Genomic DNA, 19,580 nt, shown 5'->3' with positions numbered 1-19,580 from the left:
TACACACGGGAAAGCCCTGGGACGACCGTTCAGGTCGTCACGCGGGGTCCTGCCCGGCAGGCAAGGCGTGCGCCAACAGGAACTCGGTCGCCGCCGCGATGGCCTCGGCATAGGTGCCGTGGACGGCCTCGGACTCCTCTTCCCGCTGGTCCGCGGCGGTGGCGCTGTACCACCAGGAGTCGGCGTCCGGGTCGTGGTGAACCACGGCGGAACCGCCCGCGTAGCGGAGCGGGATGGACCCGCTGGCGGCCTTCTTGACCACCGCGTGGGGCCACTTGAGGCGGGCGGACTGGCGTTTGATGCCACCCCAGGCCGCGCCCAGCTGGGCATAGCTCGCCCCGCTGCGACCGGCGACGGTGGCGGCACTCTCCGCCAGCCGGTCGACGGACTGCTTTGCTTCGTACAGCGCCCGCAGCAGCGCCAGTTGCACATCGGGCGAGGCCATGAGCGCGGGGTCGAAGTGCTTGCCGGCGGCGCGATAGGCCAGCGCACGCGTCGAAATCCGTTCGGCCAGCGCACGGACCGCGTCGAGGACCCGGTCGTCCATGGTGAACGTGTCGTCCTCGGTGGGCTCGCTCCAGGCGGGCTCCATCAGAGTCATGACGGTGGCCCAGAAGTTCTCGTCGTTCTTGTCGGGGGTCGGGATCTCTACCGCTTCATCCATGCGACAACTTTAACTGTCGAGGTGCGTGTGCGACAGGCATTACTGTCGACATGGTCGAGCGTCGCCTGTGGACGTCCACGGCACCCCAGATGGGCGACCTGCCAGGCTTCGACCCATGAACCCCGAGACCGCCACGCCCCGCCGCACCGTGACCGCCGCCGTCGTTCAGGCGTCCGCCCCGCTGTTCGATACGCCGACCGCGCTGGCCCGCGCCGAGGAGCTGATCCGCGAGGCCGCCGCCGGCCACGGCGCCGAGGTCGTCGTCCTCCCCGAGGCGTTTCTCGGCGGCTACCCCAAGGGCCTTGACTTCGGCATCACGGTGGGCGGCCGCACCCCGGCAGGACGCGAGCTGTTCCGCCGCTATCACGCCGCCGCCATCGACGTCCCCGGCCCCGAGGTCGTCGCCCTCGCCGCCGTCACGCGGGAACTCGGCTGCCACGCCGTGGTCGGCGCGGTCGAGCGGCAGGGCGGCACCCTGTACTGCGTGGCGCTGTTCTTCGGCCCCGACGGGTACCTGGGCCTGCACCGCAGGCTGATGCCGACCGCCGCCGAGCGCTACCTGTGGGGCCAGGGCGACGGCTCCACGCTCCCCGTCGTCGACACCGGCACCGCACGCATCGGCGCGGCCATCTGCTGGGAGAACTACATGCCGCTGTTCCGTACGGCGATGTACGCCAAGGGCGTCGACCTGTGGTGCGCACCGACCGTCGACGACCGCGACGCCTGGCAGGCCACCATGCGGCACATCGCCCTGGAGGGCCGCTGCTTCGTCCTCGGCGCCTGCCAGTACCTGCGCCGCGACGACCTGCCGGACGACCTCCACCCCACTCAGAGCGACGAGCCCGGCACGGTCCTGATCGGTGGCGGCTCCGTCATCGTCTCCCCGCTCGGCGAGGTCCTGGCCGGGCCGCTGCGGGACGGCCAGGGCATCCTGACCGCCGAACTCGACCTCGACGACCTCGTCCGCGCCCGTTTCGATTTCGACCCCACCGGCCACTACGCCCGGCCCGACGTCTTCACCCTCCACGTCGACGAATCCCCCCACGCCACCGTCACCGGCGGCTGACCCTCACATGTTCTCGGCGCCGGCCTTGACCGCGTCGCGGATACGGACGTACGTGCCGCAGCGGCAGATGTTGCGGATGCCGTCGAGGTCGGCGTCGGTGATCTGGCGGCCTTCCTCTGCGACACGTTTGACCAGGGCGACCGCTGCCATGATCTGGCCGGGCTGGCAGTAGCCGCACTGGGCCACGTCCTGGTCGAGCCAGGCCTGCTGCATCGGGTGCAGGTCCGCGCCCACCGTGGCCGGGAGCCCTTCGATGGTGGTGACCTCGTCGGTCGGCCGTAGCTCCTTGATGGGGATCGCGCAGGGGTTGGCGGCCTTGCCGTTGAGGTGGCTCGTGCAGGCCTTGCAGACGTTGATGCCGCAGCCGTACTTCGGGCCGGTCACGCCGAGGATGTCGCGCAGCACCCACAGCAGCCGTACGTCGTCGGCGACGTCGACGGTGACCTGCTCGCCGTTGAGGCGGAAGGTGTGCTCCGGCACAGGATCTCCTTGTTTCGGTTCGGTGTTGCTTCGGCGGATGTTTCAGCGGGCGTGGTTCCGGCCGTCGGACGGGGACTGAGGGATCGGCGGGACGGTCGGCTTGGGCTCGAAGGAGAGCGTGCCGTGGTTGATGGGGAACCTGGTCGGCATCGTGCCGGTCGCCCGGCCGTACGCGCAGGCGACCGCCGCCATCGACGCGGCGACGCCCAACTCCCCTGCGCCGCCCGGCTTCCCGGTGGTGGTCGGCATGACGATGATCTCCAGCTCGGGGGGTGTGTTCCACTGCCGGGTGTAGAAGTAGTTGTCCCAGCTCGCTTCGAGGAAGTGGCCGTCGCGCAGGTGCAGGCTGGAGGTCAGGGTCAGCGCGATGCCGTCCATGAGGCAGCCCATCATCTGGGCTTCCAGGCCCCGTGGGTTGACGGCGAGCCCGACGTCCACAGCGATCACGGCTTTGGTGACGCGCGGGCCTGTCACGCCGTCACGGATCGGGCGGTCGACGGTCTCGGGCCGGCAGTCGATCTCCACCAACACCGCGTTGACGGAGTGGTATTCGGAGTGCAGGGCAATGCCCTGCGCGGTGCCGTCAGGCATCGCCCGGCCCCACTTCCCCACCTCGGCGGCCTTGTCGAGCGCCGCCCGGGCACGGTCGTCGCGCAGGAGGTCGCGGCGGAACGCGAAGGGGTCCTTGCCCATCTTCGCGGCGAGCCGGTCGACGACGAGCTCGCGGGCGCAAGTGACGTCGGGCGAGTAGACATTGCGCATGCTGCCGGTGTTGAAGCCCTTGTCGGTCTCGCTGAGCAGCCGGCTGTTGACGCCGAAGTCGTAGGGCATCGACTGGGAGAGCTGGAAGAACGTCTCGGAGAAGCCGATGTCGCCCACGGGCAGCTTCGCGGCCAGGGCGGTGAAAACCTCGCCGAGGCCGTGCCCGAGGTCCGTGGCGATGCTGGTGTGCCGCTGCCGGTAGCTGAGCACCGTCTTGCCGAGGTAGGCGGCGCGTACGCGTGAGATGGCCATCGGGTGGGTGCGCCCTTGGCGGGCGTCGTCGGCGCGGTGCCACATGAGCTTGACGGGCTTGCCGAACTCCTTGGAGATCTCGGCGGCTTCCAGCGCGGCGTCGAAGAAGAGTTTCCGCCCGAAGGAGCCGCCGCCTTCGGTGACGTGGACGGTGACCGCGCTCTGCGGCAGGCCGAGCCGGGCGGCGATGGCCTGCTTGGCGACGATCGGCGCCTTCAGGCCCGACCAGATCTCGGCTCGGTCCGAACGCACGTCGGCTATCGCGCAGTTGGGCTCCAGCGCGCTGTTGCTGCGGAAGTGGAAGGTGAAGGTGGCCTCCACGGACGGTGTCACCGGCGGAAGCCCCAGCGGCAGTTCGGCGGCTCGCAGCTCCCTGAGCACCGTCTCGTCGGACTTGCCTTCCGCGCTGCCGGGCTTCCACGACACACGCAGGGCGCGTACGGCGTCGATGCACTGGCCGAAGGTCTCCGCGCGCACCGCGACACCGGTGGAGACCGCCACGACATCGGTGACGCCGGGCAGGGCCCGGACCTCTCCGAGGTTGGCCACGGAGCGGACCTTGCCGTTGATGGTCGGCGGACGGCACACCATCGTCGGCCTGGCGCCTGGTACGTCGAGGTCCATCGCGAACTTCTTGCGCCCGGTGACCGCGGCGAGCGCGTCGACGCGGTTCTGTGGCGTGCCGATGACGGTGAACTCGCGGCGCTCCTTGAGCTCCACGGACACCCGCTGCGGCTCGCTGCTCGCGGCCTTCTCGGAGAGCGCGCCGATGCCGACGCAGTTTCCGCCCGCGCCGCCGGTGATGACTCCGCCCTTCAGAGTGAGGTCGCCGACTGCCGCGCCGAGTTCGACGGCCGCGGCTCGCAGCAGCCGGCCGCGGGCGACTGCTGCGGCGACCCGGATCGGGGTGTAGGTCGAGACGGTCGTGTTCGACGCGCCGGTGAGCTGGTTGAAGACCAGCTCCGGCCGTGCGTCGGCCAGCGTCACCCGTACCCGGTCGAGCGGCACGTCCATCTCCTCGGCGATCAGCATGGCCGTCGACGTCGTGATGCCCTGGCCGACCTCGGCCCGCGGCAGTGCGAACGACACGGTGCCGTCCCTGCCGACCTCGACCGTGATCAGGTTCGACGTCGGCAGGGCGGCCGCGGTCATCACGTCGTTGAGGTCGACAAGTTCGGTGACCTCCGGTGACGGAATCCCGGCCACGGCTCCTGGTGCAGGCCCGAGTTGGGCAGCGGTCAGCAGGGTCGGCGCGGCAAGCACGTAACCGAGGAAGCGGCGCCGCCCGATCCCGGAGGTACCGGACTCCGGCACCGACTCCGGCTCCATCAGTGCGATCGGTTCGCGTCAGGGATCTCCAGGTGGATGGGCCTGCCCTCCGACAAGAAGAGCAGGACGAACTTGCGGAGGGCTTCCTCCATGGCCCAGGCGGCCTCCGGGACCAGGGGCAACGGGATCAGCTTTTCCCGGTAGGCCACAAGGAGCGGCCAGGACTTCGAGATCAGCGGCTGCCAGAACGGTTCCTCGGACAGACCGATCAGGTCGCCGATCCGGTCGCCGAGCGTGTACCGGGAGAACGCGCTGACCAGGGGCCGTGACACACCGGCGTCGAGCTCGGCGACGATGTCGAGGAGCATCTCGGTCAACTTGACGCCCTCGTCCGAGCGGGCGAGTACGGGGTCGAGGAGCTGCTCGGACTGGGCGTTCGCCGCGTCCCAGGTGGCCGGGATGTACTCGTCGCGGACGCCGAGCATGTGCGCGGTCACCTGCCAGACGTGCAGATAGGCCTCGGACTCGGCGCGGGAGACCGGAACCTTCCACTCAAGCAGCTTGCGCATGACGAGAGTGGCCAGGCTGTGCCAGGTGACCATCAGGTCCGCCTGGCTGATGGGGATCTTCTGTCCTTCGCTGGTCTGGGACCAACCCGGAGACTTCGGCAGCAGGTTGCGCACCGCCGCGTGCACGAGCCGGGTCCGCACCGCTGTCACGATCATGGAGCCCTGGGGCTGATAGGCGTCCAGGTCCCCGATGTCGTACCCGAGCTTCGCGGTCTTGGCGATGCGGTCCTTCATGTCCGCGCCGCCCTTGGAGTAGTAGACGGCGCGGGCCTCCCTGGGGATGGCGGTGCTCATCAGACCACTGCCGAGCCCGTACAGGGCACCGACGTAGATCCCTTTCGTCGTGCTGAATCGCGCGGCGGTGTCGAGCTTCTTCCGGTCGGCCCAGGAGGGCAGTTGGCGGGCCTTGTCCATGAACTGCCGTAGATCCGGAGGCAGCCCGGCCGGGAGCGGCTGGTCATTGCGGGTCCAGGTCCGCAGCAGTTCGTTGACCTTGGGTACGTCGCCCCGGTCGAGGACGGCACCAAGGATCTGGTCGGCCTCCTCGTCCCACACCCACTGAGGGTCGGTGCCTTCGCCCGCCCTCGCCACCGAGCCGCTCGCCGCCCAGGTCCACGCGGACCGCGCGCTCGCCGGCGATGCCATGCCGAGCGCACCGACCGCGCCCAGGGCTCCGCCCGTGAGCAGCATCTTGCGCCTGCTGAGTTCATCCATGCTCGGAACTCCTCCTTGAGTCAGGGGGTCAGGCGGGCCGGTTGGCGTCGGGGATGTCGAGGTGGATCACGCGTCCCTTGGAGAGGTAGAACAGGATGTACTTGCGGGCCGCTTCGTCGATCGTCCAGGCGATCTTCGGCACCAGGGGCAGCTTGATCAGCCCCTCGCGGAACGCCACCAGCGGCGGCCATGCGGTCTTGACCGCCGATTCCCAGAACGGCTCGCGGGGGATGCCGTCCCAGTCGGCGATCCTGTCGCCCACGAGGTACCGGGCGAAGGCGTTGACGAGCGGGCGGTCGACGCTTCCGGGGCTGGTCTGTTCGGCGAGCTGGCCCAGCAGGATGTCGGTCAGCTCGACGCCTTCGCGCGTGGGGCCGAGTACGGGGTCGAGGAGCTGCTTGGACTGGGCCTCGGCCGCCTCCCAGCTCGCGGGGATGTATTCGTCGCGGATGCCGAGCATGTGCGCGGTCACCTGCCACACGTGCAGATGGGCGTCGGACTCGGCGGAGCTGATCGGGACCTTCCACTCGCGCATCTTGCGCATCGCGTAGGTGGGCAGGGTGTGCCAGGTGACCAGCATGTCCGCGAGGCTGATCGGGATCTTCTGGCCGCCGCTGGTGTCGGACCAACTCGGGGACTTCGGCAGCAGGTTGCGTACCGCCGCGTGCACCATCCGCGTCTTGACCGCTTCCACGATGCAGGTGCCGTCGGGCCGGTACGCATCGAGAGCGCCCACGGCGAAGCCCAGCTTGCTGGTCTTGGCGACCCGGTCCTCCATGTCCGCGCCGCCCTTGGAGTAGTACACGGCGCGTGCCTCGCGGGGGATGGCGGTGCTCAGCATGCCGCCGCCGATGCCGTTGAGGATGTTGAGGTAGAGCCCCCTGGCCTCGTTGAACTGCGCGGCGGTCTCGAGCTTCTTCCGGTCGGCCCAGGAGGGCAGTTGGCGGGCCTTGTCCATGAACTGCCGCAGATCCGGAGGCAGTCCGGCCGGGAGCGGCTGGTCATTGCGGGTCCAGGTGCGCAGCAGCTCGTTGACCTTGGGTACGTCGCCGCGGTCGAGGACGGCACCAAGGAGCTGGTCGGCCTCGTCGTCCCAGACCCACTGAGGGTCGGTGCCGGCGCCCGACCCGGCCACCGAGCCGCTCGCCGCCCAGGACCAGACGGACCGCGCGCTCGCCGGCGACGCCACACCGAGCGCACCGACCGCGCCAAGGGCTCCGCCCGTGAGCAGCATCTTGCGTCTGCTGAGTTCATCCATGGCCCGGAACTCCTCCTTGAGTCGCCTCAGCGCTGACTGATACCCTGATACAGATTGCGTAGCTGCGTTTCATCGGCGTTTCATCGAGAGAAGCACAACCCGGATCGGAGCACCAGACTCCGGGGACGACTTCTGCAACTCGCCTTCAGTGCATGGGGAGTTGAGGAACGCCCCCTCAGAAAGGCGACCGTGGAACGACCTGCATTTCCCTTCCTTGCCACGCCCCAGGACTCGGATTCCGTACTGGACCGCGCGTTCACCGAGGCGGCCGAGCGGGTCGACGAGAACGACGAGGTCACCACGCGCGTGCTCGACGCCGCCTTCGAGCAGTTCCGCCGCATGGGCATTCGCCGGTCCACGATGGAGGATGTGGCGCGCCGCGCGGGGGTCTCCCGGATCACCGTCTACCGCCGGTTCGCCACCAAGGACGCGCTGGTCGAACAGGTCGTAAGGCGTGAATTCCGGCGGTACTTCGACCAGTTCATCGTCGACGTCCAGGGCGCAGAAACCGTCGCCGACCGCGTGGTGCTCGGCTTCGTGAGCTCACTGCAGGCCATCCGCCGCAATCCCCTCATCGGCGGCCTGATGGACGTGGAGCCGGACGCCGTCGTGCCGTCCATGACCAGCGACGGGGGCCGCACGCTGGCCGTCGTGCAGCAGTTCGTCGCGGGCCGGCTGCGCCGCGAGCAGCGGGCGGGCAAGGTCTCCCGCGACGTAGACGTGGACGTCGTGGCCGAGATGATGGTCCGGGTCTCGGCGTCCTTCCTGGTCATCCCCAGCCACGTCATCGACCTCGACGACGAGGAGCAAGTACGCGCGGTGGCCCGGCAGTTCCTCGTACCGATGCTCGACCCACCACCCGCCGCAGACTCGTAGCGCCCGCCCATCTCGACCCTGACCACCGGTACGGCGATGATGACTCCGCGCGGCGCTTGTGCTGGACTGAGCAACACAATCCGTACGCGACGACGGGGTGAAGGCAATGCCTCTTGAGGGCGACTACGTGCCGAATCCGGTGCAATGGGTGCGTGAACAGGTCGAGTTGTACGAGAGTTCGGACGGCGTACAGGGAGCGACGCTCTGGGACACGGGCCTCCCTGTCGTCATTCTCACGACGCGCGGCGCGAAGACCGGCAAGATCCGCAAGAGCCCGCTGATGCGCGTGGAGCACGCGGGCCGGTACGCGGCCGTGGCCTCGAACGGCGGCTTCCCGCGTCACCCGGTCTGGTACTTCAACCTCAAGTCCGAGCCGCACGTGGTGCTCCAGGACGGCGCCGTACGCCAGGACATGACGGCCCGTGAGATCACCGGGGACGAGAAGGCCGAGTGGTGGGAGCGCGCGGTCGCCGCGTATCCGCCGTACGCCGAGTACCAGGAGAAGGCCGGCCGCGTGATCCCCGTCTTCGTGCTGGAGCCCGCGTCCGTGGCCATCTGAGTGCCTTCCTGAGACCGGGAACGGTCCTCGACCACGATCGTGGTCGAGGACCCTCCTCGTTCGTGCCCGTATCAGCCCGCGGCGGTTCCGAACCACTTCGGCAGCCGGTCGAGCAGGTCCTGCTGGTCCTCGCCGGCCCACGCCACGTGCCCGTCCGGCCGCAGCAGCACCGCGGGCACGTCCAGTTCCTCGCTCACGTCGACGATGTGGTCGACCCGGTCCGCCCAGCCCCCCACCGAAAGGCGGCCGGTCTGGTCGAGCAGCAGCCCGCGGCCCTCGTGCATCTGCGCGTACAGCCGGCCCCGCTTCAGCTCCAGGTCCCGCATCCGCCCGCCCAGCAGGTCATGGCCCTCGCCGAAGTCGTAGCGGACGTCGACCGCGGTGATCATCCCGGTCACGTACCGGTTCACCTCCTCGAAGTCCATCAGCTTCGCGAACAGTTCGCGCAGCGCGGTCGGACCCGGCTCGGTCCCGAGCAGCGTGATCTGCGCGCGGGTGTTGTCGATGACCCGGGCGGCCACCGGGTGCCGTTCGGTCTCGTAGCTGTCCAACAGCCCTTCCGGGGCCCAGCCGTTGACCGCCGCGGCCAGCTTCCAGCCGAGGTTGAACGCGTCCTGCACGCCGAGGTTGAGCCCCTGCCCGCCGGTCGGCGGGTGGATGTGCGCCGAGTCGCCGGCCAGGAACACCCGGCCGACCCGGTAGCGCTCGGCCTGCCGGGTGGCATCGCCGAACCGGGACATCCAGCGCGGCGAGTGCACGCCGAAGTCGGTGCCCGCGAACGCCCGCAGCTGCTTCTTGAAGTCCTCGATGGTCGGCTCGGTCGCGCGGTCCTCGAGGACCCCGTCGGCGGGCACGACAATGCGGCAAAGACCGTTCACGGGAGGAGTGATGCCGAACCGCAGCTGGGTCTTGTTGACTTCCTTGACGGCGGCGGCGATCGTCTCCGCGTCCTCGGTCACCTCCATTTCGGCGAGCAGCGTCTCGACCGTGGCCGCCTCGCCGGGGAAATCGACGCCGATCAGCTTGCGCACCGTGCTGCGGCCGCCGTCGGCTCCGACGAGGTAGCGCGAGTTCAGCTGCGTGCCGTCCGCGAGCTCGACGCTCACCCCGGCCTCGTCCCCGTCCGCGTCCCCGTCCGCGGACTGGCTCACCGAGACCACTTCGCAGCCGCGCCGCATCTCGACACCGAGTTCGATGGCACGCTGGTTGAGCAGCCGCTCGGTCTCCGGCTGCGGGGTGGCGACGCCGAACGGGTGGGCCGTGTCAAGACGGTCGGGCCACGGCTTCGCAATGCCGCCGAAGAGGCCACCGACCTGGAACTTCTCGCTGACCGCGAGGAACCGGTCGAGCAGCCCGCGCTGGTCCATCACCTCCACGCTGCGCGCGTGCAGGCCCTGCCCCCGGGACTGCTCGGTCTGCTTGTCCAGCTTCTCCAGTACGACCACGTGCACGTCGTGCAACCGCAGCTCACAGGCCAGCATCAAGCCGGTCGGTCCGCCCCCGACCACGATCACATCAATCATCAAAGCCCCATCCAGCACGTTGCATTCAGGCCGGTTCCGGCCCAGGACGATGATTCTGCGTCATGACCGGGGCCTTGCCGCAAGGGCCCCCACCAGCTATAACTTGAAACTGGCATCAAGTGCTCTCGCCGTGCTCGCGCATCGCGATCCGAGCCAGTTTCGTCAGCATCATTCCGTTGCGCACCGCGACCACGTAGTCGACGGGAAGACCGTGCATCCGCGTGCCGGGGCCCCTGAGCGGGTGCCATTCGAGGATGAAGAGGGTGTGCTCGGCCCAGGGGACCAAGTGCATGGCGATACGGGCCGCGCCGAAGGGCTCGGCCTTCGCCTCCAGTTCCAGGCGGCGCCGAGGCTCACAGATGCGGACGACGCAGGTGTCCTCCAAGGCCAGCGGACCCACACCGACCCGGACGCGCAGGCGGGCGCCCACCTCCGGCCAGTGCGGGTCCGCGGCGAGGACCTCCTGGGTTCCTGTCACCCACTCCCCGTACCGACGGCCGTCGGCCAGCAGACTCCAGACCTCGGACGGCGAGCTGAGGATCAGGCGGCGGTTCCGGGACACGGTGACCACGCTCCTTCTGGTCACGATTCGTACCATTCAGCCGCCCGGGGTGCCCCTCGGGACGGCGGATCGAGTGACCCGGAGAGCAGCCGGTCGATGTCCGCGTCGTCATAGCCGAGTTCGGCGAGTACGTCCCTGCTGTGCAGGCCGAGGGTGGGCGGTGCGGTGCGTACGGCGGGTCGCTCGCCGCCGAAGCTGACGGGGAAGGCGACCTGCTGGAGCGGGCCCACGTCCGGGTGGTCGACCTTCTGGACCATGCCGAGCGCCTCGGTCTGCGGGCAGTCGTAGACCTCGTCGAGGGTGCGGATGGGGGCGACGGGCACGCCGCGCGGCTTGAGCAGCGCGCACCGACGCTGACCCGGCCGGGCCCGAGGCGCACCCCGTCCGGACCCACGGCCGAAAGCACCAAAAACCCGAAGCCGGACACCGGCGCGGACACCGACACCGGCAATTCGCCTGATCGTCTTCCGCTGTCCGCCCCGATATGAGAGAACGCTCTGATGTGCGATGACGAACTGATACCACCCCGGGCGGACTTGACCGAGAAGCAGTGGCTGCGTGCCGACGCGCCGCTCGCCCGGGACCTTGCCGAGAAGTGGGGGCCGGGGGCCCTCACGCTGCACCGCCGTACGCTGCTCGGCGGTGCCGCCGCCGGAGCCGCGCTCGCCGTGCTGCCGTTCGGCGGGCGACAGGCCACGGCGGCGGAGGGCGCCGCGAAGTTCCCCTTCCCCGACGGGCCGAACAGGAACGGGGAGTTCGCCGTCCTGGTGACCGGAGACTCCGGCACCGGTGGCGACGAGCAGCTGGCCGTGACCGAGGCCGCCCGGCGGGTCTGCCGTGACGAGGGCGTCTCGGTGGCCGTCGGTCTGGGCGACAACATCTACGAGAACGGGCCCGAGTCCGACCACGACTCCGAGTTCCGGGACAAGTTCGAGACGCCCAACGCCGGCATCGACGTCCCCTGGATGATGGTGCTCGGCAACCACGACTGCTCGGGCCTGATCCCGGGCAGCGGCGGCGACCCTTCGCGCGGCGACCGCGAGGTCTCCTACGCGGCCTCCTCACCGCGCTGGTACATGCCGAGCCGCTACTACAACGTCACCCTGCCGACCCCCGAGGGCCGGGGCGACCCGGTGGTGGAGTTCTTCGCCCTCGACACCAACCCCGTCGCATCGACCGTCGCCCAGACCGACCCGCACTACAAGTGGGACGGCCCGTACATGCGCGCCCAGCGGCAGTGGCTGGACTCAGCGCTTACCTCATCGCGGGCCCGCTGGAAGGTGGTGCTCGGCCACCACCCCTACCTCAACAACGGCAAGCACGGCAGCGCCGGTTCGTACGACGGATTCGTCATCGGCAACTACACGAGCGGCATCCACCTCAAGGAGCTGTACGAGCAGGTGGTGTGCGGCCGGGCCGATCTGATCCTGTCCGGGCACGACCACACGCTCCAGGTCCTTGAGCCCACGACCCGCACGGCCGGCACCCGCCAGATCGTCTGCGGGGCGGCGGCCAAGTCCGGTGACGGCAGGGCCCATTTCGACCACCCCGCCGCCTGGCAGAACTTCTCCGACGTGGGCTTCATGATCCTCAAGGTCTCCGAGCGGGCCATGACCGTGGACGTCTACACGGTCGACGTCGCCAGCCGCACCGCGCACCTGGCCCACACCACGGCGACCTCCGCCGCGGCCGCGGGTCTGACCGGCGTGCGGTAGGGCCTGCCCCGTGGGCCGCGGCTGTGCTCAAGTCACTTGCGCAGCGGCCTGGTTCGGAGCGGGCGGCCTGACCCCGTCACGCGGCCCTGTCGCCCCGCGCCGCCCCTGCCACGTTCCTGGCCCAGAGCACGAGCGGGACCTGGAGCGGGAGGCGGCCGAGTGCGGCGGCCCTGAGCGGGGCGGGGCGGTGGCGCCAGTCGGCCGCCATCTGGACGTTGGCGGGGAACACGCCCACGAAGAAGGCCGCCGTGGCCAGCGCCGCGGTGCGCCGGGTGCGGGGCAGCGCCACTCCGGCCGCGAGCGCCAACTCGACCGCGCCGCTCGCGTACGTCCAGGCCCGCGGCGAGCCGGGCAGGGCGCGCGGAATGGTCGCGTCGAACGGCTTCGGTGCGGCGAAGTGGGCGACCCCGGACCCGGCCAGCAGACCGGCCAGGAGCAAAGGGGAACGCGGCACGAGCGACATACGGCCTCCTCAAGTGACAGGAGGCAGACCTTACTCGACAGTAACTCCGACGTCACCGGGCCTGTGACCGCACCCCCGGAAGGCGGGCTTCCGGCCCCGGCCTCACAGCAGCCGGGCGCCCCGTCTCGCCAGATATCTGACCGGGTTGACGTCCGAGCCGTAGCCGCGCCTGGCCCGGATCTCCAGGTGGAGGTGTGGTCCGGTGGCGCGGCCGGTGGCGCCGCTGCTGCCCAGGCGGTCGCCGGTGCCGATGCGGGCCCCTGGGCGGACCGCGATGCGCGAGAGATGCGCGTACACCGCGTAGTGGCCGTCCCGCAGACGCACCGTCACCGCCTTGCCGTACGCACCCGACCAGCGCGCCAGGACCACGGTGCCCGCGCCGACCGCGTGCACCGGGGTGCCCCGGGGCACGGCGAGGTCGATGCCGGTGTGGTGTCCCGCGATCCAGTTGCCGCGCGCTCCGTAGCGGGCGCTGACGCGGAACCGTCTGCGCAGCGGCAGGGCGAATCGTCCGGGTGGGCCCTGCGGGGCGAGGGGGCGGGCCTCCGGGATCGCCTCGTCCGCCTCGGCCAGGGCCTCCTCGAACTCCTCGTCGTAGCCGGCGCCGCAGCCGCCGTCGGACTCCGCGGCCGCGTGCGGCGCGGGTCCCGCCACCGTGAGGGCGCCGCCGGCCAGGAGGACCGCGGCGACGCTCAGTACGTCACGTCGTGTCGTGCCCGCTTCACGCGGGCTCTCTATGTCGTAACCCATGCCCGACAGCACAACGGCGGCGGGCCGCGCGCGCACGCCGACTGCGCCGCATGGCGTAACGGCCGCGCCGTGTCAGCCGGGCGTCGGCCGGTACACGGTGAGCGCCTCGGGGAGTTTGTCGACAAGCAGCGCCTTGGGAGCGGGGGCGACTTCACCGTCGTACGCCATCGGTGTGTCGGCCGGCAGGCCGGAGACGACAAGGCGCTGGGGCCGTGCGGAGGCGTACAAGCGGGTCCTCGCCAGCTGTCCGGCCAGCGCGGCGACAAGGAGGCGGCTGCGCGCGAAGTGCCCGCCGTGCGCGATGCGGACGTCGAGCAGGCCGTCGGCCAGGTCGTGCCGGCGCACAGGGGCGATGCCGGCGCTGCGGTAGGCGCCGTTGCCCGCGAAGAGCAGCCACAGGGAGCGGCCCCGTCCGTTCACCACCGCGCGCAGCGGACGGCCGTCGCGCACGATCCGGGCGACGCCCAGCAGGGTCGCGGGCGGGCCGCCGATCCTGGGTGACCAGCGCTCTCTGATGCGTACGAGATCGGGGTAGGCGCCGAGGCTGAACGTGTTGAGGAAGTACACCGGGTCGGAGTACGTCCCGTCGTCCGGCTCCGCCCCGGCCTGCGGCCTGATCCGGCCGACGTCGGCCCGCACGGCGCTGCCTTCGGCGACGGCCGCGCAAGCGTCCGCGACGGTGTCGACGCCCAGGTCCGCCGCGAAGTGGTTGAAGGTCCCGCCGGGCAGCACCATCAGCGGCACCTTGTACCGGAGCGCCGGTGCGACGGCGGCGTTCACCGTGCCGTCGCCCCCGCACACGCCGAGCACGCCGCCGCGCCCGGCCGCGTCTTTGGCGGCCTCCTCGATCACGCTGGGGAGCGGTCCGGCCTCGTCCTCGTAGAGGACCACATCGGCGCGGGGCAGTGCGATCCTCAACTGCCGTACGGGATCGACGAGTTGCGGCTGGCTGCCGGACGACGGGTTGACCACGACCACCAGACCCTCGCCGTCCGGCAGCGCGGGCGCGTCCGTCCGGGGCCGCGCGGGCGGCGGCAGCTGCGCACGGGAGGGCACAAGGCCGCGCACCGCGAAGGCGGCACCCGCGCCGAGGGCGGCGCCGACCAGGACGTCGCCGGGGTAGTGCACGCCGGTGTAGACGCGGGAGAACGCCACCGACCAGGCGACCGGCGCCACGGCCGCGCCCAGGGTCCGCGACTCCAGCGCGACGCCGGTGGCGAAGGCCGCCGCCGATGCCGCGTGCCCGGACGGGAAGGAGCTGGTGACCGGCTGCCGGGCCAGATGCCGTATCACCGGCACCGCGTCGAGGACGGGCCGGCTGCGGCGCACCGCGCGCTTGCCCAGCGTGTTGACCGTGACCGAGGCGAGCGCAAGCGAGGTGATGCCGCGCACCGCGGCACGCCTGCCCCGTGCGCCGCCGAACGCCCACATCCCGGCGGCGATCCCGCACCACAGCAGCCCGCGGTCGGCGCTCCGGCTCAGCCGGGGCAGCACGGGCTCCGCGGCCGGCCAGGAGCGGGCGGCCACGTGATGGAACGCGAAGTGGTCGGTGGCGCTCAGCAGCCGGCGGGCGCGCCGCCCCGATGGATCGTTCATGCTCCTCTCCTACCCCCGCGGGCGGTCCGCACCGCACATGTCTTGCGCCGACGACCCCGCGTTCCCTTCAATCAGTCATATGGCAGTCCCTCGTTCCCCCTCGCCCCAGCGGCCCGATGAGCTGCCGCCGACCGCATGGGCCGTGCTCGGCCTGCTCTCCTTCCCCGGCGAGCGCACCGGCTACGAGCTCAAGAAGTGGGCGGACGCCTCGCTCCGTTTCTTCTACTGGTCGCCCGCCATCAGTCAGATCTACGCCGAGCTGCGCCGCCTCGAAGGCCTCGGCTACGCCACGTCGCGGCGCTCGGGACCCGAGGAACCGCGCACCAAGCGCACGTACGCCATCACCGATGCGGGCCGTGCCGCGCTCGCCGGGTGGGCGGGCGGCGCCGAGGACGTGGGGCCGCCGGTGCTCAAGCATCCGCTGCTCCTGAGGGTCTGGCTCGGGCATCTCGCAGAGCCGGACGAGCTGCGGGCACGGGTGCGCGAGCACATCGCCCGTACGAGGGGCGAGCTGGCGCAGGTGCGCGAGGCGCTCGCCCGCGCCGATGGCGTCGAGGCCTGGTCGCATCCGCAGATCGCGCTGCGCTGGAGCGCGCGGCGCCTGGAGGCGGAGATCGGCCTGGCCGAGGCGATGCTCGACGACCTCGCAGGCCTCGCTGGCCTCGCTGGCCCCACGGAGAACACCGCTCCCGCGGCGCCCGGTCAACCCCTGGAGGACTCGCCCACCCACGGGTGAAGCGGCTCGCGGCGACGGGCCGCCGGCCGGTAGGACGGGGCGGGTCAGCCGACCCCGCCGTACGGAGCAGTGCACCTGTGAGCACCCGCGCAGTCCTTGTCGCCGCCGTCATCACCGGCCTCATCCTCGGCATCATGGGAAGCCGAGCGAACGACTCCGATTCTTCCGGCAGGCCGCGTACGGGCGGTTCAATCGCGGAGGCGGGCCATTAGGCTGCGACCTTGCCGCGTGGCTTTCCTCCGTCCTCAGCCCCGCGGCCGCCGAGCCGCCGTCGACGGAAGCGAGTGAACCTTGAACTTCCTCACCATCGGTCATCGCGGGGTCATGGGTGTCGAACCCGAGAACACCCTCCGCTCCTTCATCGCCGCGCAAGCCGCGGGCCTCGATCTCATCGAGCTCGATCTGCATCTGAGCAAGGACGGCGCCCTCGTCGTCATGCACGACGCCGACGTGGCCCGTACGACCGACGGCAAGGGACCGATCGCCGAGAAGACCCTGGCCGAGCTGCGGGAGCTCGACGCGGGGCGCGGCGAGCGCATCCCCGTCTTCGAAGAGGTCCTGGACGCCGTGAAGGCCCCGCTGCAGGCCGAGATCAAGGACGTGGCGGCCGCGCGCGCCCTCGCCGAGGTCATGCACCGCCGCGATCTGGTGTCGCGGGTGGAGGTGATCTCCTTCCACGACGACGCGATCGCCGAGATCGCGCGCCTGGTCCCCGGCGTACGCACCGCGCTCGTCGCGAGCCGCTACGGCACCGACGTCGTGGAGCGCGCCACGGCGGTCGGCGCCACCACCCTCGTGCTGAACATCCGGCGCCTGACGCTGGAGATCGTCGAGCGTGCCAAGAAGGCCGACCTGCGGATCATCGGCTGGGTCGTGAACACCCAGGACGATCTGCGCCTGGTGCGCGCGCTGCAGCTGGACGGCGCGACGACGGACTATCCGGAGATCAAGCGGACGGGCCGCTTCACGGCCTGACCCTCAGGCCAGCGGCTTGACCAGCAGCTCGAACTGCAGGTCGGCACGTTGCGGAATGCCGAAGCGCTCATCGCCGTACGGGAAGGGCGTCATCTCTCCCGTACGGCGGTAGCCGCGCCGCTCGTACCAGGCGATGAGGTCGTCGCGTACGGAGATCACGGTCATGTGCATCTCACGGGCGCCCCACGTCTCGCGGACGGTCCGCTCGGCCTCCGCGATGATGACTTTGCCGAGGCCCGCGCCCTGGAGGTCCGGGCTCACCGCGAACATCCCGAAGTAGGCGTGCGTACCGCGGTGTTCGAGCTGGCAGCAGGCGACGACCCGCCCGTCGCGCTCCACCGTGAGCAGCTTGCTCGTGGGCGACTTGATGACATCGACGACGCCCTGGGGGTCGGTCCGCTGCCCCTCCAGGATGTCCGCCTCCGTGGTCCAGCCGGTCCGGCTGGTGTCACCGCGGTACGCCGATTCGATCAGCGCGACGAGCGTGTCGACATCCGCGTCGGTGGCGTCCCGGAAGACGAGGTCACTGGTGCTGGGGCGCGGTGCGGTGTCCATGGGTCGGGTGCTCCGTTCTCGGACGCGGCTCTGGGCGCGGCGCGGGCCGCGCACCGCCGAGGGTAACCCGCCGCTAAGGTGCGGCTGCATGGTGCACGTACTGAGCAGCAGGATCCTGCTCCACCCCACCGACCCCGAGCGCTCGCGCGCTTTCTACGGCGAGGCGCTCGGCCTGGCCGTCTACCGCGAGTTCGGCACGGGCCCCGAGCGCGGCACGGTCTACTTCCTGGGCGGCGGCTTCATCGAAGTCTCCGGCCGCTCCGAGAGCCCGCCATCGCCCGGCCTGCAGCTGTGGCTCCAGGTTCCGGACGCGCAGGCGGCCCACGCGGAGCTCGTGGAGCGCGGCGTGGAGGTGACACGACCGCCGCTGAAGGAGCCCTGGGGTCTGATCGAGATGTGGATCGCGGACCCGGACGGCGTCAAGATCGTCGTCGTCGAGGTCCCGGGCGACCATCCGATGCGTTTCCGGCCGGGGATCTGAGGCGCCTTTCCTGCGTCTCAGTGGGTCCGGCGGCTGACTTCCGGGTAGGGGGAACCCGCCCGGTGCACCCGACATGCGGCGCCGGGCGCCCCGGCGGAGGATGAACCGGACGCCTCTCCGAGGAGACCCGTATGTCCCCGCCGACGGTGCCGACGCCGTCCTGAGCCCACACCCCTGGAGGGACCTCGAATGCAACCTCCCCGGATTCTGATCGTCGGCGGCGGATTCGCCGGTATGGAGTGCGCGCACAAGCTGGAGCGGACGCTCAGGGCGAGCGACGCCCAGCTGCGGCTCATCAGCCCGCAGGACAGCCAGCTGTATCTGCCGCTGCTTCCGCATGTCGCGGCGGGCGTGCTCACCCCGCAGGCGGTGGCGGTGCCGCTGCGCCGGATGCTGCGGCGCACGGTGATCGTGCCGGGCGGGGCGATCGGCGTGGACCCGCACGCGAAGGCCGTGATCGTACGGAAGATCAACGGCGAGGAGGTCGTGGAGCGTTACGACTACCTGGTGCTCACGCCGGGCAGTGTGACGCGGCAGTTCGACATCCCCGGTGTCGACACCCACGCCGTGGGCGTCAAGACGCTGGCCGAGGCCGCGTGGATCCGCGACCACGTGATCGCGCAGCTCGACCTGGCGGCGACGACATCGGACCGGGCGGAGCGCGCGTCACGGCTGCAGTTCGTGGTCGTCGGCGGCGGGTACGCGGGGACGGAGACGGCGGCCTGTCTGCAGCGGCTCACCAGTGCCGCCGTGAAGCGGTATCCGGGGCTCGACGCGTCGCTGATCAAGTGGCATCTGGTGGACATCGCACCGAAGTTGATGCCCGAACTGGGCGACCGGCTCGGCGAGAAGGCGCTCGCCATCCTGCGGCGGCGCGGCCTGAACGTGTCCCTCGGGGTCTCGGTGGCCAAGGCGACCGAGGACTCCGTCACGCTCACCGACGGGCGCGTGCTGCCGTGCCGCACGCTGATCTGGACCGCGGGCGTCGCGCCGAGCCCGCTCATCGCCACGCTGGGCGCCGAGACCGACCGGGGCCGCCTGGTGGTGCGCCCGGATCTGACAGTGCCCGGCCTGGACGGGGTGTTCGCGCTCGGCGACGCGGCGGCCGTGCCGGACCTCGCCAAGGGCGGCGACGCGATCTGCCCGCCGACCGCGCAGCACGCCATGCGGCAGGGGTGGGCCGCCGCGAAGAACATCACCGCGGCGCTGCACGGCGACCCGCTGACCGACTACCGGCACAAGGACATGGGCCTGGTCGTCGACCTCGGCGGCACCCAGGCCGTGTCGAAGCCGCTGGGCGTGCAGTTGACGGGCCTGCCCGCGCAGATCGTGGCGCGCGGCTACCACCTGGGCGCGCTGCGCACCCTCACCGCGCGCTTCCGCACGGCGGCGAACTGGGGTCTGAACGCGGTCGCGGGCAACGATTACGTACGCACCGGCTTCCAGGCCCAACGCCCCGCCACGCTCAAGGACTTCGAGCGCACCGACGTCTATCTCTCGAAGGACGAGATCGACGCGCGGATCGCGACGGAGGGCACCAGGCGGTCGATGGCCCCGGAGAAGCCACGCTTCCCGTAGACGACCGGCTCCGCTCTGGCCGGATGAGTGGGCGGCGACTACCAGTGGTGGGGTAGCGCCGCTTCCGGCTTCACGCTGACCGTACGAGGGGGACGTACGGGGCTCCAGATGGCGGCGGTCGACGTCCGAGGGTAGATGCCGCCCTTCCGGAAGGCGCGTCGCGCCGGCTGGTTGATC

The 19,580-nt window shown here is 70.9% G+C and carries 21 protein-coding genes; 9 read left to right on the top strand and 12 right to left on the bottom strand.

What is annotated here, in order from left to right:
• Positions 1–37: 37 nt before the first annotated feature.
• A complete protein-coding gene (locus OG453_RS20515) occupies positions 38–664 on the bottom strand; it encodes a hypothetical protein (RefSeq protein ID WP_266869420.1) in 627 nt (208 codons plus the stop codon).
• Positions 665–779: 115 nt separating this feature from the next.
• Between OG453_RS20515 and OG453_RS20510 the strand changes: the two genes are divergently transcribed.
• Positions 780–1,730, top strand: a complete 951-nt coding sequence (locus OG453_RS20510; protein ID WP_266869419.1) for a nitrilase-related carbon-nitrogen hydrolase — start codon at positions 780–782, stop codon at positions 1,728–1,730.
• 3 nt (positions 1,731–1,733) lie between these two features.
• Here OG453_RS20510 and OG453_RS20505 read toward each other — a convergent pair whose 3' ends face one another.
• The 4 genes from OG453_RS20505 to OG453_RS20490 are packed head-to-tail and all read right to left on the bottom strand — an operon-like array spanning position 1,734 to position 7,034.
• Entirely contained in the window at positions 1,734–2,210 is a 477-nt protein-coding gene (locus OG453_RS20505; RefSeq protein ID WP_266869418.1) for a (2Fe-2S)-binding protein, read from the bottom strand.
• 42 nt (positions 2,211–2,252) lie between these two features.
• Positions 2,253–4,553 carry a molybdopterin cofactor-binding domain-containing protein gene (locus OG453_RS20500; protein WP_266869417.1) on the bottom strand — a complete coding sequence of 767 codons (2,301 nt, stop codon included), beginning with the start codon at positions 4,551–4,553 and terminating at the stop codon, positions 2,253–2,255.
• The gene (locus OG453_RS20495) at positions 4,553–5,776 is read right to left on the bottom strand and encodes an oxygenase MpaB family protein (RefSeq protein WP_266869416.1); all 1,224 of its coding nucleotides are present in this window, start codon (positions 5,774–5,776) and stop codon (positions 4,553–4,555) included. Before OG453_RS20495 ends, OG453_RS20500 begins: the two co-directional genes overlap by 1 nt.
• A 28-nt stretch (positions 5,777–5,804) precedes the next feature.
• Positions 5,805–7,034: an oxygenase MpaB family protein gene (locus OG453_RS20490; RefSeq protein WP_266869415.1), complete on the bottom strand. Its 1,230-nt coding sequence runs from the start codon at positions 7,032–7,034 to the stop codon at positions 5,805–5,807.
• A gap of 189 nt (positions 7,035–7,223) precedes the next feature.
• On the opposite strand from OG453_RS20490, the gene OG453_RS20485 reads away from it, so the two are divergent.
• Both OG453_RS20485 and OG453_RS20480 read left to right on the top strand, forming a co-directional pair.
• On the top strand, positions 7,224–7,910 hold the full coding sequence (locus tag OG453_RS20485) for a TetR/AcrR family transcriptional regulator (RefSeq protein WP_266869413.1): 687 nt from the start codon (positions 7,224–7,226) through the stop codon (positions 7,908–7,910).
• Between the two features lie 106 nt (positions 7,911–8,016).
• On the top strand, positions 8,017–8,469 hold the full coding sequence (locus OG453_RS20480) for a nitroreductase family deazaflavin-dependent oxidoreductase (protein ID WP_266869412.1): 453 nt from the start codon (positions 8,017–8,019) through the stop codon (positions 8,467–8,469).
• Between the two features lie 71 nt (positions 8,470–8,540).
• Here OG453_RS20480 and rox read toward each other — a convergent pair whose 3' ends face one another.
• The 3 genes from rox to OG453_RS20465 form a co-directional block, all read right to left on the bottom strand.
• Entirely contained in the window at positions 8,541–9,992 is a 1,452-nt protein-coding gene (gene rox / locus OG453_RS20475) for a rifampin monooxygenase (RefSeq protein WP_266869411.1), read from the bottom strand.
• A gap of 115 nt (positions 9,993–10,107) precedes the next feature.
• On the bottom strand, positions 10,108–10,554 hold the full coding sequence (locus OG453_RS20470; protein ID WP_266869949.1) for an SRPBCC family protein: 447 nt from the start codon (positions 10,552–10,554) through the stop codon (positions 10,108–10,110).
• A gap of 20 nt (positions 10,555–10,574) precedes the next feature.
• On the bottom strand, positions 10,575–11,177 hold the full coding sequence (locus OG453_RS20465) for a CoA transferase (RefSeq protein WP_266869410.1): 603 nt from the start codon (positions 11,175–11,177) through the stop codon (positions 10,575–10,577).
• Between OG453_RS20465 and OG453_RS20460 the strand changes: the two genes are divergently transcribed.
• Positions 11,091–12,269, top strand: coding sequence for a metallophosphoesterase (locus OG453_RS20460; protein ID WP_266869409.1), 1,179 nt, complete (start codon positions 11,091–11,093; stop codon positions 12,267–12,269). The genes OG453_RS20465 and OG453_RS20460 overlap by 87 nt on opposite strands.
• A 76-nt stretch (positions 12,270–12,345) precedes the next feature.
• On the opposite strand, the gene OG453_RS20455 is transcribed toward OG453_RS20460, so the two are convergent.
• The 3 genes from OG453_RS20455 to OG453_RS20445 all read right to left on the bottom strand — a co-directional run bounded on the left by OG453_RS20455 (position 12,346) and on the right by OG453_RS20445 (position 15,078).
• Positions 12,346–12,732 carry a DoxX family protein gene (locus OG453_RS20455; RefSeq protein WP_266869408.1) on the bottom strand — a complete coding sequence of 129 codons (387 nt, stop codon included), beginning with the start codon at positions 12,730–12,732 and terminating at the stop codon, positions 12,346–12,348.
• Positions 12,733–12,834: 102 nt separating this feature from the next.
• Entirely contained in the window at positions 12,835–13,482 is a 648-nt protein-coding gene (locus OG453_RS20450) for a M23 family metallopeptidase (protein ID WP_266869407.1), read from the bottom strand.
• A 72-nt stretch (positions 13,483–13,554) separates the two neighbouring features.
• Complete coding sequence (locus tag OG453_RS20445; RefSeq protein ID WP_266869405.1) at positions 13,555–15,078, bottom strand: bifunctional phosphatase PAP2/diacylglycerol kinase family protein; 1,524 nt, start codon at positions 15,076–15,078, stop codon at positions 13,555–13,557.
• A 79-nt stretch (positions 15,079–15,157) separates the two neighbouring features.
• Between OG453_RS20445 and OG453_RS20440 the strand changes: the two genes are divergently transcribed.
• The 3 genes from OG453_RS20440 to OG453_RS20430 all read left to right on the top strand — a co-directional run bounded on the left by OG453_RS20440 (position 15,158) and on the right by OG453_RS20430 (position 16,789).
• Positions 15,158–15,814, top strand: coding sequence for a PadR family transcriptional regulator (locus OG453_RS20440; RefSeq protein ID WP_266869404.1), 657 nt, complete (start codon positions 15,158–15,160; stop codon positions 15,812–15,814).
• Positions 15,815–15,891: 77 nt separating this feature from the next.
• The gene (locus OG453_RS20435; protein ID WP_266869403.1) at positions 15,892–16,026 is read left to right on the top strand and encodes a hypothetical protein; all 135 of its coding nucleotides are present in this window, start codon (positions 15,892–15,894) and stop codon (positions 16,024–16,026) included.
• Positions 16,027–16,105: 79 nt separating this feature from the next.
• Positions 16,106–16,789 carry a glycerophosphodiester phosphodiesterase family protein gene (locus OG453_RS20430; RefSeq protein ID WP_266869402.1) on the top strand — a complete coding sequence of 228 codons (684 nt, stop codon included), beginning with the start codon at positions 16,106–16,108 and terminating at the stop codon, positions 16,787–16,789.
• A gap of 3 nt (positions 16,790–16,792) precedes the next feature.
• Here the strand turns inward: OG453_RS20430 and OG453_RS20425 are convergent, their stop codons facing one another.
• On the bottom strand, positions 16,793–17,344 hold the full coding sequence (locus OG453_RS20425; RefSeq protein ID WP_266869401.1) for a GNAT family N-acetyltransferase: 552 nt from the start codon (positions 17,342–17,344) through the stop codon (positions 16,793–16,795).
• An 88-nt stretch (positions 17,345–17,432) separates the two neighbouring features.
• Between OG453_RS20425 and OG453_RS20420 the strand changes: the two genes are divergently transcribed.
• Positions 17,433–17,825, top strand: a complete 393-nt coding sequence (locus tag OG453_RS20420) for a VOC family protein (RefSeq protein WP_266869400.1) — start codon at positions 17,433–17,435, stop codon at positions 17,823–17,825.
• A 189-nt stretch (positions 17,826–18,014) separates the two neighbouring features.
• Positions 18,015–19,403 (top strand): NAD(P)/FAD-dependent oxidoreductase, encoded by a 1,389-nt coding sequence (locus OG453_RS20415; RefSeq protein WP_266869399.1) that lies wholly within the window; start codon positions 18,015–18,017, stop codon positions 19,401–19,403.
• Positions 19,404–19,580: the final 177 nt, after the last annotated feature.

This window comes from Streptomyces sp. NBC_01381 (genome assembly GCF_026340305.1).
Taxonomy (GTDB): Bacteria; Actinomycetota; Actinomycetes; order Streptomycetales; family Streptomycetaceae; genus Streptomyces.
The sequence above is the reverse complement of the archived record's forward strand: the minus strand, read 5'-3'. Positions and strand labels throughout refer to the sequence as shown.

Coding starts and splice junctions, on each gene's coding strand:
- OG453_RS20490 (WP_266869415.1), bottom strand. CDS start 7,034: ATGGATGAACTCAGCAGACGCAAGATGCTGCTCACGGGCGGAGCCCTT.
- OG453_RS20510 (WP_266869419.1), top strand. CDS start 780: ATGAACCCCGAGACCGCCACGCCCCGCCGCACCGTGACCGCCGCCGTC.
- OG453_RS20455 (WP_266869408.1), bottom strand. CDS start 12,732: ATGTCGCTCGTGCCGCGTTCCCCTTTGCTCCTGGCCGGTCTGCTGGCC.
- OG453_RS20450 (WP_266869407.1), bottom strand. CDS start 13,482: ATGGGTTACGACATAGAGAGCCCGCGTGAAGCGGGCACGACACGACGT.
- OG453_RS20425 (WP_266869401.1), bottom strand. CDS start 17,344: ATGGACACCGCACCGCGCCCCAGCACCAGTGACCTCGTCTTCCGGGAC.
- OG453_RS20420 (WP_266869400.1), top strand. CDS start 17,433: ATGGTGCACGTACTGAGCAGCAGGATCCTGCTCCACCCCACCGACCCC.
- OG453_RS20440 (WP_266869404.1), top strand. CDS start 15,158: ATGGCAGTCCCTCGTTCCCCCTCGCCCCAGCGGCCCGATGAGCTGCCG.
- rox (WP_266869411.1), bottom strand. CDS start 9,992: ATGATTGATGTGATCGTGGTCGGGGGCGGACCGACCGGCTTGATGCTG.
- OG453_RS20500 (WP_266869417.1), bottom strand. CDS start 4,553: ATGGAGCCGGAGTCGGTGCCGGAGTCCGGTACCTCCGGGATCGGGCGG.
- OG453_RS20445 (WP_266869405.1), bottom strand. CDS start 15,078: ATGAACGATCCATCGGGGCGGCGCGCCCGCCGGCTGCTGAGCGCCACC.
- OG453_RS20515 (WP_266869420.1), bottom strand. CDS start 664: ATGGATGAAGCGGTAGAGATCCCGACCCCCGACAAGAACGACGAGAAC.
- OG453_RS20495 (WP_266869416.1), bottom strand. CDS start 5,776: ATGGATGAACTCAGCAGGCGCAAGATGCTGCTCACGGGCGGAGCCCTG.
- OG453_RS20415 (WP_266869399.1), top strand. CDS start 18,015: ATGCAACCTCCCCGGATTCTGATCGTCGGCGGCGGATTCGCCGGTATG.
- OG453_RS20480 (WP_266869412.1), top strand. CDS start 8,017: ATGCCTCTTGAGGGCGACTACGTGCCGAATCCGGTGCAATGGGTGCGT.